Annotated in this window: 12 protein-coding genes and 1 tRNA gene; 4 read left to right on the top strand and 9 right to left on the bottom strand. The window is 34.1% G+C overall.

The window, feature by feature from the left end; all coding sequences use genetic code 11:
• Positions 1–9: 9 nt before the first annotated feature.
• From ACKPCA_RS19055 to ACKPCA_RS19030, 6 genes are all read right to left on the bottom strand, one after another.
• Positions 10–1,254 carry a hypothetical protein gene (locus ACKPCA_RS19055; RefSeq protein WP_321280495.1) on the bottom strand — a complete coding sequence of 415 codons (1,245 nt, stop codon included), beginning with the start codon at positions 1,252–1,254 and terminating at the stop codon, positions 10–12.
• A gap of 74 nt (positions 1,255–1,328) precedes the next feature.
• Positions 1,329–1,619, bottom strand: coding sequence for a hypothetical protein (locus tag ACKPCA_RS19050; RefSeq protein WP_321280494.1), 291 nt, complete (start codon positions 1,617–1,619; stop codon positions 1,329–1,331).
• 27 nt (positions 1,620–1,646) lie between these two features.
• Entirely contained in the window at positions 1,647–4,085 is a 2,439-nt protein-coding gene (locus ACKPCA_RS19045; protein ID WP_321280493.1) for an FtsX-like permease family protein, read from the bottom strand.
• Between the two features lie 42 nt (positions 4,086–4,127).
• Positions 4,128–4,811: an ABC transporter ATP-binding protein gene (locus tag ACKPCA_RS19040; protein WP_054714515.1), complete on the bottom strand. Its 684-nt coding sequence runs from the start codon at positions 4,809–4,811 to the stop codon at positions 4,128–4,130.
• Between the two features lie 18 nt (positions 4,812–4,829).
• Positions 4,830–7,178, bottom strand: a complete 2,349-nt coding sequence (locus ACKPCA_RS19035; protein ID WP_321280491.1) for an ABC transporter permease — start codon at positions 7,176–7,178, stop codon at positions 4,830–4,832.
• A gap of 4 nt (positions 7,179–7,182) precedes the next feature.
• On the bottom strand, positions 7,183–8,433 hold the full coding sequence (locus ACKPCA_RS19030; protein WP_321280490.1) for an efflux RND transporter periplasmic adaptor subunit: 1,251 nt from the start codon (positions 8,431–8,433) through the stop codon (positions 7,183–7,185).
• Between the two features lie 249 nt (positions 8,434–8,682).
• Between ACKPCA_RS19030 and ACKPCA_RS19025 the strand changes: the two genes are divergently transcribed.
• The 3 genes from ACKPCA_RS19025 (at position 8,683) to ACKPCA_RS19015 (ending at position 11,763) form a co-directional block, all read left to right on the top strand.
• Positions 8,683–10,062: a sigma-54-dependent transcriptional regulator gene (locus ACKPCA_RS19025; protein WP_321280488.1), complete on the top strand. Its 1,380-nt coding sequence runs from the start codon at positions 8,683–8,685 to the stop codon at positions 10,060–10,062.
• A complete protein-coding gene (locus tag ACKPCA_RS19020; protein ID WP_321280486.1) occupies positions 10,052–11,410 on the top strand; it encodes a sensor histidine kinase in 1,359 nt (452 codons plus the stop codon). Before ACKPCA_RS19025 ends, ACKPCA_RS19020 begins: the two co-directional genes overlap by 11 nt.
• A gap of 104 nt (positions 11,411–11,514) precedes the next feature.
• The gene (locus tag ACKPCA_RS19015) at positions 11,515–11,763 is read left to right on the top strand and encodes a hypothetical protein (protein ID WP_054714501.1); all 249 of its coding nucleotides are present in this window, start codon (positions 11,515–11,517) and stop codon (positions 11,761–11,763) included.
• 77 nt (positions 11,764–11,840) lie between these two features.
• Here ACKPCA_RS19015 and ACKPCA_RS19010 read toward each other — a convergent pair whose 3' ends face one another.
• The 3 genes from ACKPCA_RS19010 to ACKPCA_RS19000 form a co-directional block, all read right to left on the bottom strand.
• Positions 11,841–12,494 carry a redox-sensing transcriptional repressor Rex gene (locus tag ACKPCA_RS19010; protein ID WP_054714499.1) on the bottom strand — a complete coding sequence of 218 codons (654 nt, stop codon included), beginning with the start codon at positions 12,492–12,494 and terminating at the stop codon, positions 11,841–11,843.
• A gap of 150 nt (positions 12,495–12,644) precedes the next feature.
• Positions 12,645–12,719, bottom strand: a tRNA-Val gene (locus tag ACKPCA_RS19005).
• Between the two features lie 57 nt (positions 12,720–12,776).
• Positions 12,777–14,063 (bottom strand): bifunctional folylpolyglutamate synthase/dihydrofolate synthase, encoded by a 1,287-nt coding sequence (locus ACKPCA_RS19000; RefSeq protein WP_321280484.1) that lies wholly within the window; start codon positions 14,061–14,063, stop codon positions 12,777–12,779.
• A 268-nt stretch (positions 14,064–14,331) separates the two neighbouring features.
• Here ACKPCA_RS19000 and ACKPCA_RS18995 point away from each other — a divergent pair, with 268 nt between their 5' ends.
• Positions 14,332–15,663 (top strand): PhoH family protein, encoded by a 1,332-nt coding sequence (locus ACKPCA_RS18995; RefSeq protein ID WP_321280482.1) that lies wholly within the window; start codon positions 14,332–14,334, stop codon positions 15,661–15,663.
• Positions 15,664–15,699: the final 36 nt, after the last annotated feature.

The raw sequence follows: 15,699 nt of genomic DNA, 5'->3' as shown, positions 1-15,699 counted from the left end.
CGACTTAATTTAAAAGAACTCTATTTCTTGTATATCTTCCCAATCAAAAATCTTGTAATTATCATTTCCTGTAAAAATTAATATACCTGCATTCTTCCCGGAAACATCAGTTTGGTCGCCTAGAAATAAATTTTGTCCACTTTTCAACTCTACCAAACAATAATTGTATGCTTTCGGAATAATTTTTTTCACATTTCTGAATGGTACCGAAAATTCCAGTTCATCGTTAAAACCATTTAAAATTTCAGAATCCATTGCCTCATCTAAATCGTAAACAATTACACCTTCAAAAGTTTCTCCCTCATTGTTAGTTATCTTACCGTACAACCTTTCCGAGTCATTAAATTCAGAAAAACAAGTCATTGCACTTTGGGGAAGTGGCAATAAATCAAGAGATAAAAAATGCTTCCAGGTAAAATCTATACGTCCAACATTTGGTATTGTAACAATTATTCCCCTGTTATTTCGTGATACGTCATTTGAAGATTTCAACAGTAAACTACGTCCGGACAATAAGGTAATTCTTGAACCATTCTCCTCTTTTTGAATTTTACTGATTTTGGTAAATGGTATATCTATATCACCATCACGACTTACTCCATCCAATTTATCCTGAAGTAGTCTTTCATCATGGTCCCATTGAATGAAGCCTGTAAACTCGCCTATTGTAGTGGTAATTTTACCATAGATCGGTTCTCCAAAATTTTCAACAGGCTGCTTCTCTGGAGAATAAAAATTTACAACATCAATTCTGTTCCAATCTATTTTAAGCAAACCCAGTTCATGATCCATAATCCAAACCTGATTACCAACATCATTAGATCCACCTGATAAGTTTATGAATTTTCCTGTTTTAAGCTCCAAATTAACAGATTCTCTTCCTGTGATAGAAATGGATTTAATATCACCAAATCGACATTCAAATTTTCGATTAAAAGCACTGTAGGATTGCTCATCTCTGTATTCCACTCTATACCACGATGTTCTTCTTTTTCGTTTGTATTCAACTACTCTCTTTTTTTCTTCCTTTATATATTTCAAATATGGATTTTCTATCTTTTCAGAATTAAAAACATCCGTTAAAAATACTTCTTCATCATTCCATCTGATTGGTCCTTCATAAACATCTCCATCAACCGTAGTTATAGAGCCATATAAATAGCAAGGATAATTTTGTGCCTTAATCCCTAAAGCACTCAATAGAATGGTAAAAAACAAAGAAAAAAATAATACAATCTTACTTAGGTATTCCATATTCGCAGCTTTTATTGTTCTGAATCGATTGTATGACGTACAACCTATACATTAGTTACAGCTGCAAGGTAATTTTATTTTTTTCGGAACAAAACTTGAATGTATTTTGAATTTTCGGCAGGTGTAAATATCTGTATCAATTCCCAGGCTGGATCATAATCGGCTATTAATTTCTTAAGCTTGTAAATTTTCATCAAATCCTCTGCAATCCCATCCTCAGGATTAAAATTCGAATCATCACTTACATCCCACAAAAAAGACTCTAGTCGATATTGAACACTTATTTTTCGATTAGCAAATTTTACTTCCACTTCTGCCACCTGTTCATCATCAGTAAACGGAATTGGCACACAAATTTCTCTCATGTTTATTAGGTATTAGGTTAGGTATAATTATTCATATTTAATTGCATTTACCGGATCGGCAGAAGCCGCCCTGTAAGATTGCCACGAAACAGTAAATACGCCAATCACCAAGGATACAACTAGAGTAAGGAAAAATATCCACCAACTAATTTCTATGCGATATGAAAAGTCATTTAGCCACGAATTCATCGCCCAATATGCAATTGGAATAGCAAGAACATTTGCTATAAGAATTAATCGAACAAACTCCTTAGTTAAAAGATTTACCAATTGATTTACCGAAGCACCCAGCACTTTTCGGATACCTAGCTCTTTGGTTCTCTGCTCTGCCATAAATGAAGACAGACCAAACAAACCAAGAGAGGCAATTAAAATGCTCAACAAAGAAAAGATCGAAAATATCCAGGTTAATCTTACTTCAGAATCATAATTCTTTCTCAGCCTTTCATCCAAAAAGAAATAATTGAAGGCCATTTTCGGACTAAATTTATTCCAAACACTTTCAATATACTTTATGCTTTCCTCTCTGTTTTCCTGATTTAGCTTTACATACAAAACTCTTCGATGACTAGGATTTTCACTTACTAAAAAGTTGATTGGTTCTATATTTTCACGCAATGGTCGATAATGAAAGTCAGCAACAACACCTATTACCTCTCCTTTCATGATATTGTCATCATCTTCCTCTCCTTCCAATTCAACACCCAATTGCAACTTTTTACCTACTGCATTTTCATTCCAGTTGAACTTTCTTGCTGCAGCCTGATTCACTATGAATGCGCTAGAGGTATCCGAAGCAATTTTCCTGTCGAATTTTCTCCCTTGCATGATCTTCATCTGCATCATATCCAGATAATCAAAATCAATCACACTAAAATTAAGTACATATTGCTCCATTCCCTCTTCTCCCTCATACAAATGCACCGTTTTTGCTCCATCAAATCCAATAAGAGAGTTTGACGTTGCAACCGAGTTTATATTTGGATTTTTCCGCAATTCATCCTTCAAAGGTTCAATCTTGGTTCGCATTAATGAATCTCTAACAATACTAACCAAAACATCCTCTTTGCTAAAACCCATATCTTTGTTATTCATGTAATTTAGCTGCACTCCAACGATTATAGTTCCACTTATCATTATGGCTGAAACAGTAAATTGTGAAATAACCAAAAGCTTTCGAAGCAATCCTCCCGCTTTTCCTTTTATGGTAGAACCTTTTAAGATAGTAGCTGGATGGAAGGATGACAGGTAAAAAGCAGGATAACTACCAGAAACTATTCCCAATATCAATGCTAGTACTATACTAAACACCAATATTTCCGGAGTTTCGCTAACCGAAAGTGATAAATCTTTATCCACCAAAGAATTAAAAAGTGGCAATATTAACTCAACAACAATTATCGCAATCATCAATGCCAGAAATGTTAGCGATAAACTCTCCATCAGAAACTGACGAATTAAAGTATCGCGATGGGCTCCTACAACTTTTCTAACACCTACTTCTCTAGCTCGCTTTGATGAACGAGCTGTAGCCATATTCATGTAGTTAATCCCAGCAATTGATAAAATAAAAAAGGCTATGGCTGATAATATAAATATGTATTTAACATTTCCTGTAGGTGCATCCCATTGCAGATCTGACTTTAAGTGAATATCGGCAAGTTTTTGAACGATCAGATGATATTCTACCCCCAACTTATCGCCCACCGATTTCATATACTTATTATAATACAAAGGAAATTTAGATTGTAGTGCATCTATATAGGTATTCTCCTTCAACAACAAGAAAGTGTAATTACTAAAATTCCAAAATGTTATTGGTTCAGTACTATTAAACTCCTCTACTCCACGAATAGATTCGAGAGTTTTCATAGAATAAAATCCACGAAATTTAAAGTGACTGTTTCTCGGAATATCTTTCATTACACCAGTAACCGTAAAAGAGTTATTCTCACCAACAATTAAAACTTTTCCTATCGGATCCTCATCACCAAAATACCTCTTGGCCAAAGTTTCATTTAAAACAATGGTATATGGCTCACTAAGTGCCTTATCAGGATCACCCTGAATTAAATTATAGCTAAAAACCTTAAAGACGCTTGAATCAACGTACGCAATTCTTTCTTCATAAAATTCTATGTCGTTATATCGAAACTGCTGTCGCCCCGATCCATGAATTCTAACAAACTCTTCTACTTCAGGAAAATCTTGCTTGAAAGTTGGCCCAAAAGGCATAGATGATGTAGCAACTCTGTCGCGTTTGCCATTAAGCGTAAAATCAGATGCCAGCCTTACAATTCTCTTATGATTTACATTGTACTTATCGTAGGATAATTCCTCTTGTATAAATAGCACAATAAGAATTGCACATACCAATCCCACAGACAATCCAACTACATTGAGGACTGTATAAAACTTATTTCGATTAAAATTTCGAATAATAGTAATTAAGAAATTTTTAAACATATCAATTCCATTAATGAAACAAGTAGATGTGGGCTTGGGGTCTTATAATTTTTGTCTCATATTTTCCGTCACTACATGACCGTCAAACAGTTGAATAATCCTATGGCTTCGATCTGCATCAGATGGAGAGTGAGTAACCATTATAATGGTAGTCCCTTCTTCATTTAGCTGTGTCAAAAGGTTCATAACCTCTTCTCCGTTAGCTGAATCGAGATTCCCAGTAGGCTCATCGGCAAGTATTAATTTAGGATTTGAGATAACAGCTCTTGCGATAGCCACTCTTTGCTGCTGTCCACCAGATAATTGCTGAGGAAAATGTTTTGCTCTGTGTGCAATTTTCATCCTTTCCAAAGCTTCAGTCACTCGTCTTCTTCTCTCAGAACCAGACACTTTCATATAAAGCAAAGGCAGCTCAACATTTTCAAAAACAGTTAACTCATCAATTAGATTAAAACTTTGGAATACAAAACCAATGTTTTCCTTTCGTAGGTTAGTTCTTTGACGCTCTGTATAATTTTCTACCTGATATCCATTAAAATGTAATTCTCCTTCACTTGGATTATCCAGCAAACCAATAATGTTTAATAGTGTAGACTTTCCACATCCCGAAGGCCCCATAATGGCAACAAATTCACCTTCGCTGATCTCTAAATTCACATTATTAAGAGCAGTGGTTTCCACCTCATCTGTTCGGAAAATTTTAATTAAATTTTTAGTTTTAATCATAGCCTTTTTATTTATAATTTATTCGTATTTCAAAATATGTGCAGGAGCAATTTTAACCAAACGTGCTATCTGCTTGTAAATGGTTAGAAATGCAATTAAAAGCGATAGAACCGCTGCCAGAACAAATATTCCAACCCCTATTTCAATTCTGTATGCAAATCCATTTAACCACCATTCCATAGCAAAAAATGATATGATCCACGCAATGGCAATTGATAAAACAATCCACCTTAAAATTTCTTTATATAATAACTGGAATACATTGTCAACATCAGCCCCAAATACTTTTCGTAATGCCACTTCTCTTGCTTTATTTTCTGTGATGAATGAAACCAAACCGAATAATCCAAGACTAGAAATAATAAATGCAATTGCCGTGAATGAGGCAAACAATTTTCCCATTCTTGATTCTGCTTGATAGAAATAATCAAAATCTTCTTCTAACAATCTATAATTGAATGGAATATTTGTAAACTTCCGATTCCAAACTTTTCTTATTTTATTGATTATTGGATCTTTATCTTCACCAACCCGAATTCCTATATACTTAAAAGATTTTGGGTTTCTCATCATTATTAAAGGGTCAACACCAACTTGTAAACTATTAAAATTAAAGTCCTTTACTATTCCAATCACTTCTCCTGTATAATTCCAAAGACTTATTTTTTCGCCTATGGTATAAACCATGCCCATTTTTTCTGCAGCAGACTCATTAATTATGAATTTCAATGTATCTTCTCCAAACTCTTTCGAAAAACCACGCCCTTGTATCACATCCATTTCAAATGTTTCCAGGAAATCAAAATCGACAAATGATAATTGAAACAGGACTTCCTCTGAACCTTCTTCCTTATTAGGCCAATTCACATCCCATGTTGAGTTCAGAAAATTAACCGGCATTTGGTTAGCTGCTGTCACCCAATGCACGCCCGGAATCTTTAACAATTCACTTTTCAGCTCTGAATATTCCTCATAAAAATCATCCAGCATTTCAACATACACTATATTATCCTTGTTATAGCCAACATCAGAATCTTGTAGAAAGTTCAGTTGTTTATATACCACGCAAGTGCAAATAAAAAGTGTAATTGACATGGTAAACTGAATAATTACCAATATTTTTCGTAGCATGGCTGAATCTTGCCTAAACACACCTCTTATCACTTGAATTGGTAAAAAGGATGAAAGGAAAAGTGCTGGATAACTCCCAGATAAAACTCCAGTACTTAAAACAATTAAAACTACTGCGATTAAAAACTTCAGATTTCCTGGATTTAATGTCAGCGTTCTATTGGTAAGATCACTAAAAACAGGCAATAATAACTCAACAAAAACAATAGCTAACCCAAGTGCAATGGTTGTAAACACTATTGACTCGGTTAAAAACAATCCAACCAAACCTCGTCTTTGGGCTCCCACGACCTTTCGAATTGCAACTTCCCTGGCTCTTCGTTCAGAACGGGCAGTAGCCAAATTCATATAATTAAAGCAAGCTATCAAAAGTATTAGTACTGCAACCAATAAAAACACCTGAACATACCAAATTGGACCAGCTTTGTTTTTGCTAATCGAATACAAATGATACTTCTCAAATGCCTGTAAATCTAACTCTACGTTAGAATATGGAATTCGCTGCTGCACATGTTTTCGGATGTTTTCAGCCAAATATTTACTATTGGCTCCATCCTTCAACTTTACAAATGTATGAAATGAGTTTGCTTCCCAATCGTTTAAATCATACTCCCAATACTCTTTAAAAAATTTAAATGGAAGAAAAAAATCGTAATGTATTGAAGAGTTTTCCGGTGCATTTTCTACCACTGCACCTACTACAAATTGATAGTTTGAATTGATCTCAATACTTAATCCGATGGGATCAATATCTCCAAAAAGCTTTTCTGATAATCTTCGGCTTAAAACAATTGTACTTTCATTCTCCAAAGGACTTATATAATCACCATACAAAACTGGGATGGAAAATATTTTAAAAAAATCTGGATCAACAATTTTTCCTCCTGTTTCAACAACGGTTTTTCCATTGGCAGATAATACCAATTGTCCCCATGTACTTACCAATCTCGAAGAATATTCAACTTCCGGATACTCTTCCTTTAAAGATACCGCAAGAGGGCTTGGTGTTGAATACACGGAAAAAACATCCCCATCAGCGTATTTTTGATTTTCATAAACCGTATATATCCTATCTACATCCTTATGATAGGTGTCAAAACTAAGTTCATAATTTACCCAAATCAGTATCAAAAGTGTACAAGTTACTCCTGTAGCCAATCCTAAAATATTAATTATAGAATACGCCTTTTGCTTGTACAAATTACGAATAACAGTATTGAGTAAAATTTTAATCATCGGTTTACTTTAAAAGTAATTTCTCAGATTCGCCATACAGTTCATAACTATTTGTTATTACCTTTTCACCTGGCTCCAAGCCTTCTAAAACCTCATAATATTTCGGATTCTGATTTCCTAACTTAATTTCTCTTCTTACGGCAAATTCTTCCGAAGGATCCACGACAAATATCCACTGTCCACCTGTACTTTGAAAGAATCCTCCTCTTGGAATCAATAATGCTTCTCTTGGTTCTCCTAATTCTATTTTCGTTCTGAAAGTCTGACCAGTTCGTATTCCGTTAGGTAATTCGCTGGCGAATTTCAAATCAATTTCGAATTGACCATTTCTAACCTCTGGATACACCTTTGATACAACCAATTGATATTCTTTCCCATTAAATTTAAAACTTGCATTTAAGCCTTTATTCAATCTAGCAATATAAAGCTCATCAACCATTGCATTGATCTTATAATTATCAAGCACATTTACCTGCCCAAGTCTCTGCCCTTTTGATTTAGACTCTCCAAGTTCAGCATTTAATGCTCCCAACTGACCACTAACAGGTGCTTTTACGTTCAAATTTTGCAATTTTTCTCGTACCAAATCCAGATTATCTTCCATCTTTCTCAAGTTCGATTCCAGTCTTTCAATTTGAATGGTTCTGGAAAGCGAATCGGTCTTTTGGCGCTCCAATAATAAATCTCTTACTTTTTTGTGATAAAAATAATCATCTCTTGATGCCTCAAATTCTTCTTGTGCAATTAGATCTTTTTCGTAAAAAGTTTTGTTTCGAGTATATTGTCTTTTACTCTTCGCTAAATTTAAATCAATATCCAGCAAGTTGCGCTTAATATTTAATCGATCTTGCTCCATACTCAAACGAGTATCTCTTAATCTGTTAACCTGCTCAGTAAAAGCTGCTTCCGAATTCAAAATTTGCAAATTCAATTCCGAATTACTAAGGCGAAGAATAACATCACCTTTTTTCACCATACTTCCTTCCTCCAGTAAAATCTCTTCTACCCGACCTCCCTCAATGGCATCCAGATAAACCGTTGTTATTGGATTTACAGTACCGGTTCTGGCAATGTATTCCTGAAAATAATCGTTTTTTACATCAGCAATCGAAAGTGTTTCTTCATCTACTCTAAAACTTAATCCTGATGTTCCTAAAAATGCTGAGTAGAGAATAACTATGGCAATTACACCAATAGCCAGATACCAATTTTTCTTTTGAAGATACCATGGCTTCTTCTCAATAATTCTATCCATATTTTTTTGACTTGTTATATACCTTTTTCAAACACGTCCAAATAATAACCACTTTCATGCCAAACACAACTTAAAATTGAATTACAACCACTTAAACTAAATCAACACCAAAATCCTGTCCAAAGTTTGAACGAATTTAATACACGAACTGTTCGATTACGTACATCATTTTTTTATTTCTGAAATTTTAGTAATAACTTGAGTCCAGATTTAAACAAAATAAATTGAACCTACAAATTAATAGATATTATGACATCACAAAAAAGCGGAAAAATATTGGCCATTGATGACAATGAGGATATATTGTTTTCACTTAAACTACTTTTGAAGCAGCATGTAGAATTAATACATACTGAATCCGATCCTGAAATGATCCCTAAACTTATGAAGCAAGAAGAATACGATGTTATTCTTTTGGACATGAACTTCACAAAAGATGCGATTAGCGGTCAGGAAGGATATCATTGGCTAAACAAAATAATTGAAATCGACCCGAGAGCTGTAGTTTTGTTTATTACAGCATATGGAGATATCGAAAAATCAGTTAAAGCAATAAAGGCAGGTGCTACTGATTTTATCCTTAAACCTTGGCAAAATGAAAAATTACTAGCTACAATATCTTCTGCTATTAAATTGCGCAAATCCAAAGAAGAAGTTAGCGAACTTAAAACCAAACAAAAGGAATTAAATGCAGTTCTAGATCAACCATTTAATGATTTTATTGGTACATCTCCTGAAATGCAGCAGGTATTTCAAACCATTACCAAAGTTTCTAAAACTGATGCCAATGTATTAATTCTTGGTGAAAATGGAACTGGTAAGGAGTTGGTAGCCCGAGCTCTTCACAGAAACTCGAGTAGAAAAGATGAAGTTTTTGTTAGTGTGGATTTAGGATCAATTAATGAAAACTTATTCGAAAGCGAACTTTTTGGTCATGTTAAAGGTGCATTTACTGATGCCAGAGCTGACAGACCTGGAAGATTCGAAATTGCTTCGGGAGGTACACTTTTCCTTGATGAAATTGGGAATTTAAGTTTGCCAATGCAGGCAAAACTTCTAACCGTTTTAGAAAGAAGAGAGGTAATTAGAGTTGGATCGAACAAACCAATTCCAATCGACATTCGCTTAATTTGTGCTACCAATATGCCTTTAAAACAAATGGCATCCGAAGAGAAGTATCGCCAAGACTTATTATATAGAATAAATACAGTAGAAATTGACCTGCCTCCACTTCGTGAGCGTTATGAAGACATTCCTTTGTTGGCAAATCATTTCCTCGAAATTTATTCGAAGAAGTACAAGAAGAGAATAAGTCCTTTATCAAAAGCTTGTATTAATAAACTATATGATTACGGTTGGCCTGGTAACGTTCGTGAGCTTCAACACCAAATGGAGAGAGCAGTTATCATGGCAGATGACAAAAATCTTGAACCATCAGATTTCCAAATAAGTATGGAAAGAAACCAACAAGATGATGTTGAATTCGATTCCTACAACCTAGAAGAAGTTGAAAAAAATATTATTCAAAAGGTTTTAAAAACGAATAAAGGCAACATATCTAAAGCAGCAGGCGAACTTGGACTAACAAGAACCTCTTTATACCGAAGATTAGAAAAATATGGTTTATAAAAGCTTCCGAATTAACTTTATTATCAGGATTATCGTTCTGTCAGCAACAATATTCCTATTATTTTACCTAGTCGCAAAAAAAAGTTTATACTTTACGGCAAGTCTGACTTTTATTGCCATTATTTATCAAGTTTACGAGATAATTAGGTATGTTGAAAAAACAAATCGTTTACTAAAAAACTTCCTAGAATCCATTCGATATTCAGATTTTACCAGAAATTTTCAGGTACAAGGATTAGGTAGTTCTTTCGACAAATTACAAGAGTCATTTAACGCAGTAATAACGGATTTTCAAAAAATCAGGGCCGAAAAAGAGGAACATTACTTCTATCTGCAAACAGTTATTCAACACATTGGTATCAGCTTAATAGCTTTTCATCGCGATGGAAAAGTTGAGATGATTAACAATGCTTCTAAAAAACTGTTTCAAATAAGTAATCTTAAAATGATTCAGGATTTAAAAACTTTTAGTCCTGATTTGGTTGAATCCTTACTAAGCTTAAAACATGGTGAAAACACCTTGATAAAAGTTAATGACAATGACGACATTTTACAATTGGCTGTTTACGCAACCGAATTTAAAATCAACAATCGTCAGGTTATTTTGGTATCTATAAAGAATATTCAGTACGAATTGGAAGAGCAAGAGATAGAATCCTGGCAAAAACTAATTCGTGTACTGACTCATGAAATCATGAATTCTATAACTCCAATTTCATCCTTATCTACAACTCTAACTACAATCCTCGATGATTTTGGAGAAAACAACACAAATCGTTTCGAAGAACAAGATTTGGAAACGCTTAACGAAGTGAAAATGGCTTTGGAGACCATTCATAAAAGAAGCGCAGGACTTCTTCACTTTGTAGATACCTATCGTAATCTTACAAAAATTCCTAAGCCTAATTTCAGCATTTTCCAGGTTCAAAAGCTATTCGATAACATTCATCGATTAATGGAGGAAGAAATCAAGAGAAATGGAATTGAGTGTGAAATAAGCATTAATCCACAGTCCATAGAACTTTCGGCCGATGAGCAATTAATTGAACAAGTGTTGATCAATTTGATCAAAAACTCAATTCATGCTGTGGAACATACCAAAAATCCTAAAATTGAATTAAAGGCCTACATGAATACACGAGGCCGAATTTCAATTCAGGTAAATGACAATGGACAAGGAATTATTAAAGAAGTTTTGGACAAAGTATTTATCCCATTCTTTACAACAAAACCAAAGGGTTCAGGAATTGGATTGAGTCTTTCAAAACAAATTCTACGCCTACATGGAGGAACAATTACAGCTCATTCTGTACCTGATGAACGTACCAGTTTTACCTTAACTTTTTAATTAATGCTGTAAGAATTAACATTCTAATAATTTTAATTTAAGAAATTCTTTCATTAAATTTAAAGGGCAAATATATTTCTAACCCTTAATAAAATATACAGCATATGACTAAGACAATCACATTTAATGAGCTAAGACAAATTAAGGATCGTTTGCCAGATGGCAGCATGCAAAGGATTGCGGAAGATTTACAATTAAACGTAGAAACAGTTAGAAATTATTTTGGTGGAACAAATTTTGATGAAGGTAAAAGTACTGGAATCCATGTTGAACAAGGCCCTGATGGAGGGATTGTTGAACTCGATGATACTACAATTTTAGATCACGCTTTCCGCATTTTGGAGGATGCCTAAAAAGAAATTTGACATCAAATAAATAAAAAAGGGTTTTGAAAATTTTCAAAACCCTTTTTTAGTATATAATTAAATACTTATTCTTCTCTCTTCTCTTGGTGCAACTTATTAAAAATAATTGCAAGGTTTGAATACAAAGTTGTATTCTGAACTATAATATCATCAGGCACCTTAATTCTTGCTGGAGTAAAGTTCCAGATTGCTTTAATTCCCCATGCCACCATCAAATCAGCTACAGTTTGAGCATTTTCAGCAGGAACAGTTATAATCCCCATGATCACATTCAATTCCTGAGCTAAGTCTCTAAATTGATCGATATGAAAAACCTCAACATCATTAATTTTTCGGCCTATTGTAGATGGGTTTATATCAAATGCAGCCTCAATTTTTAATCCAAAATGATTTAATCCACTGTCATGCAATAAAGCTGATCCCAAAGAACCGGCACCAACAAGGAATGCATTATCCATTACTGAAAAACCAAGGAAATCAGATAAAACTTCTACAATTGCTTTTACTTCATATCCAACCCTGGTCTTTCCAACTATTTTAGTGTAAGATAAATCCTTTGTGACCTGCGTTGGGTCTATATTCATATAATTTGCAATTTGAGTTGATGAAACAAATTGCTGACCTTTACGCATCAATCCTTCAGCAAACGCTAAATATGAAGGCATACGTCTAATAGTTGGTTCTGGAACCGCCTGAATTTTCTTAGAATATTGAACCATAGTAAATTTCTTATACCAAAATCAAGACAAAAATAAAGAAGTTTTTATTAAAGAAAAATTTCTCTATTACTTTTTTTACGTACTACTAAAAAAATGATTTTTTGGCGCCAGGGATAAGTTGCTAGTTTTCACAACTTAACAAATAAAAAGTGGGCGATATAGGATTCGAACCTATGACCCCTTGGGTGTAAACCAAGTGCTCTGAACCAACTGAGCTAATCGCCCTCTGAAGGTGCAAATATAAACAGAAATTTTTACGATGCAATATTTTTTTGCTTTTGTTTATACTACTTCTGCAACAACAAATGTACTGCCTCCTACAAAAATCATATCTTCTATTTCCGCATCTGATTTTGCAGCATTCAACGCTTCCTCCACAGTTGAGTAGGCTTTTCCTCTTAAATCATAAGCACTTGCAAGTTCCTGAAGTTTAATCTCATTTAGTGCTCTTGGAATACTCGCACGGGTAAAATAATAATTTGCTTCTTTTGGCATTAGGCTTAATACTTCATCCGTATTTTTATCATCAACCAAGCCAAAAACAATATTCAATTTTCTGTAATCAGTCATCCTTATTTGCTCAATTATTTCTCTAATTCCAGCTGAATTATGACCTGTATCACAAATAATCTTTGGATTTTCCTGCAAAACTTGCCAACGTCCTAATAGTCCTGTTTCCTTTACAATTTGGGAAAGTCCAGAGTGGATGTTCTCATCTGAAATATTGAGACCTTGAGATTTTAGTTGTTCTAATGCACAAATTGCAGTTCTAATATTCTTCTGCTGATATTTCCCCAGCAAGTCACATTCAATTAAAACATTCTCTAACTGTTGAGTCGAAAAGTAGCTTAATTCTTGCTTACCAATATTTATATTAGCATTTCTAAACTCATACATATCCTCCGCAAAAAGAATATTTGATTCTCTCTCGCGTGCAATATTTCTAAAAACATCTTCAACAAATTCTTGTCTTTCTCCTATCACTACAGGAACTCCTTGCTTAATAATACCAGCCTTTTCTTTTGCAATATCACATATGTCATTCCCTAATAGGTTGGTATGATCTTTACTAATGTTTGTAATTACTGAAACCAAAGGTGAAATAATGTTGGTGGAGTCCAATCTTCCTCCCAATCCAACTTCAATCACAGCGATATCAATCTCTTCCGATGCAAAATATTCAAAAGCTAATGCAACAGTCATTTCGAAAAACGATGGCTTCAACTCTTCAAATTTAGCCTTGTGATTTCCTATAAAATCAACTACAGCAGATTCCGAAATCACCTGTCCATTAATCTTGATTCTCTCCCTAAAATCACGCAAATGTGGGGATGTATACAAACCAACTTTAAAACCCGACTTTTGCAATACCGAAGCAATAGAATGAGATACCGATCCCTTTCCGTTTGTCCCGGCAACATGAACCGTCTTAAATTTTTTATGTGGATGATTAAAGTACGCATCTAAAGCCAAAGTATTATCCAAATTGGCCTTGTAAGCTGCTTTACCTGTACGCTGGTACATAGGCAGCTGAGTGAACATATAGTCTAGTGTTTCCTGATAAGTCATTTCAAAAATCTTTACTGATTTTAAATCTTTTGCAAAGAAGAGTAAAAATTCTTAAAAAAATATTTCATAGGATGATTTTCCTATATTTTTTGCTAAATTAAAACTATTAAAGACTGTAATATTTGAATATTTCAAAATAGAAAAGCCTTATTCGCTGATTTTTAATCAGAAACCAAAGTTTAACCAATTTAAGTTGATACAGTTTTTTAATCGCATTTGTAAATCGACTAAATCTATTGGTCGAAATTAACCTCTAAGAACACCCAATATGGCAAAACTCAAAAAGATTTTCGTTTTGGATACAAACGTTATCCTACACGACTTTAATTCAATTTATAATTTTGAAGAGAACGATGTTGTTATACCAATTACTGTTCTCGAAGAGTTGGATAAATTTAAAAAAGGAAATGATCTAATAAATTTTCACGCCAGAGAATTCACAAGAGAACTTGACAGAATCTCAGGTGATAACCTTTTTAAAGATGGAGCTAAGCTTGGTAAAGGTTTAGGAACACTTTACATTGAGACAGGAAAGGAATTCTCTCCTACAATGAAAGCCTCGTTTCATGAAAATATTCCAGATCACAGAATCTTGGCAATAGCTGAACACATTTTTAAACAATACAAGCGCAAAAAAGTAATCTTGGTAACTAAGGATATCAACCTCAGAATGAAAGCCAAGTCGTTAGGTATACTTGCTGAAGATTACAAGAATGACCAGGTTCAGGATTTAGATGATGTAATGAGTCTTGGCATTACGACTCTTGACAATTTTGATGATGAAAAAATTTCATCTCTCTACAACAGTCATGAAGGCATTCCTGAAGAAGAATTTGGAGTAGACTTGCTTAAATCTGGTCATGAGTACTTTATTTTGAAAGGAAATTCTTCTAGCGCTTTGGCACATTACGATCCGGTTGAAAAGTTAGTTACTCGAGTTGAAAAACCAAATGCTTATGGCATTTATCCGAGAAATGCTGAACAAACCTTTTCGATGCATGCTTTATTGGATCCCAAAATTTCTTTGGTTGCCTTAACTGGTAAAGCTGGTACCGGGAAAACTCTTTTAGCCTTAGCCTCAGCTCTTGCCCAACACGATATGTACGATCAGATATTTTTGGCAAGACCAATTGTTGCCTTGGCAAATAAAGATTTAGGATACCTTCCTGGTGATGCAAAGGAAAAAATTGGTCCATACATGCAACCTCTTTTTGACAACTTAAGTGTAATCAAGCATAAGTTCAATATTCACAGTAAAGAATATCTTAAAATTGATGAACTTCTGAAGGAAGAGAAGCTACAAATTACACCTCTGGCCTACATTCGAGGCAGAAGTTTGTCAAACACTTATTTTATTGTTGATGAAGCACAAAACCTAACTCCACATGAAATAAAAACGATAATTACAAGGGCTGGCGAAGGAACAAAAATGATTTTTACTGGTGATATAGAACAGATTGATTCACCATATTTGGATAAAAAATCAAACGGCTTGGCATATCTATCAGATAGAATGAAAGGTCAGGATATTTTTGCACATGTAAACCTACTGAAAGGGGAAAGAAGTCACTTGGCTGAACTTGCTAGTAACTTACTGTAAATATACCAGTTGCATTACTGCTAAATTTCTTTTAAA

Source organism: Marinifilum fragile, from assembly GCF_963677365.1.
GTDB lineage: Bacteria > Bacteroidota > Bacteroidia > Bacteroidales > Marinifilaceae > Marinifilum > Marinifilum fragile.
This window is presented reverse-complemented; position numbering and strand designations above follow the sequence as displayed.